Raw genomic sequence first — 2,006 nt, forward strand, 5'->3', positions numbered from 1 at the left:
ATAATATATGGCTATCTAAATTTGATTTCGGTACAGAATCTCAAATCACTAAAGATGGAGTGATTGGCAAAATAATAAATGGAGCAACGGATTGGGCTTACGAAGAAGAGTTCGGAGTTACAAGTTTAATGGACTTCTCTCCTGACAACAAGCTATTGTCTTTTGTTAGATTTGATGAAACAAATGTTCCGGAATTTACTTTTCAGAATTTTAGTCAACAATTATATCCTGATTTTATCTCCTTCAAATATCCAAAAGCAGGAGAAGCAAATTCAAAAGTAACATGTAACATTTTTGATATTGAGTCGAAAACAATCAGACCAATTAATTTCCCTGCCAATTCCGAATTCGAGTATATTCCTAAGATTGAATTTACACCAACTTCTCAATTAGCAATAATGACATTGAATCGCGATCAAAACGATTTCAACATGTATTTTGCAGACCCAAGAAGTACTATTGCCAAATTAATACTCAAAGAACAAAATGACAGATATATTAATTACGACTTCTTCAACTCCATCAATTTTATAGGAGATCAATTTACTTACATAAGCGAAAAAGACGGATACAGTCATATATATATGTACTCGCTTACAGGTGTGCCTCAAAAACAACTGACATCCGGACATTATGATGTAATGGAGATTCTGGCATGCGACCCTATAACTAAAACAGTTTATTTTCAAGCAGCCGAAGAAAGCCCTCTACAACGAGCCATATATAAAATAGAGATAGTAAAAGGAGTTAAAACAAAACTATCTACAAAAACAGGTTATAATACTGCCTCTTTTAGTTCCAACGGCAAGTACTATATCAATAATTGGTCGAATACCGAAAACCCAACTGTAATCACTATGAATGATGCATCGGGTAAAGAATTACGAGTTCTCGAAGATAATAAAGAATTAAAAAATAATTTAGCTTCGCTTCGTCTTCCTAAAAAAGAATTCATTACTGTAAAAGGAGCCGATGGTACTTCACTAAATGCTTGGATGCTAAAACCAGCAAATTTCAATCCAAATCAGAAATACTCTTTACTAATGGTTCAATATAGTGGACCAGATTCTCAAGAGGTTCTTGATCGTTTTAGTATTGATTGGACTGATTTTCTTACCACTCAAAACTTCATAGTAGTAGCAGTAGACGGAAGAGGTACAGGAGCCAGAGGACAAGAATTTAGAAAATGCACCNNAGGTATAAAAGAGTCTGACGACCAGATTGCAGCTGCACGATATTTCGGAACACTGCCATACATAGATGCCTCAAATATTTCTATCTGGGGTTGGAGTTATGGAGGATACAACGTATTGATGAGTTTAAGCAGAGGAAATGGCGTATTCAAATCAGGAGTTGCTATTGCCCCTGTTACCAACTGGCGTTTTTACGATTCGGTATACACTGAGCGTTATATGCGAACTCCACAACAAAATGCTTTAGGATACGAAAAAGGATCTCCCATAGCACTCGCAGAATCATTATCAGGAAAACTTTTATTAGTTCATGGAACAGCAGATGACAATGTACATTTCCAAAACACCATAGAATACACATCTGCATTGATAAAAGCAAATAAGCAATTTGAATTATTTGTCTTCCCCGATCAAAATCATTCTATAGCCGGAAGTCATAATAGAAATTATTTATATACAAAAGTTATTGATTTTTTGAAACTTAAATAAAGCGAGAACGCAGGAACAAAAAGCTCCTGCGTTTTTTTACTTTATATAAGTATTGAAATTTACATTATATCATATATATTTACAACTCGATGTGTAACAATGACGAGTTTATCATAGTTTCTTAGTATATTAGAATATATAAATCGATTACTCAATAAACAAAACTTATTGATAATTGTTTTAATATAAAATCCTGAAAAATAGGGAAATAATAGGTTTCGTATTCAATAAAAAAAGAACAATAAGACACCTACGCCCTTAGGATTTAACCACCTGTATTTATGTAATTTATGATTTCAAAAGGAGCAAAAAAATATTTAGTAA

General features: G+C 33.2%; 1 protein-coding gene. It reads left to right on the forward strand.

Annotation, left to right across the window (positions count from 1 at the left end):
* Positions 1 to 1,682: S9 family peptidase (locus HGC4_RS00685; RefSeq protein WP_050708196.1), on the forward strand; the 1,682-nt coding region annotated here is incomplete at its 5' end.
* Positions 1,683 to 2,006 lie beyond the last annotated feature (324 nt).

The sequence above is a fragment of the Dysgonomonas sp. HGC4 genome (assembly GCF_001261715.1).
Classification (GTDB): domain Bacteria; phylum Bacteroidota; class Bacteroidia; order Bacteroidales; family Dysgonomonadaceae; genus Dysgonomonas_A.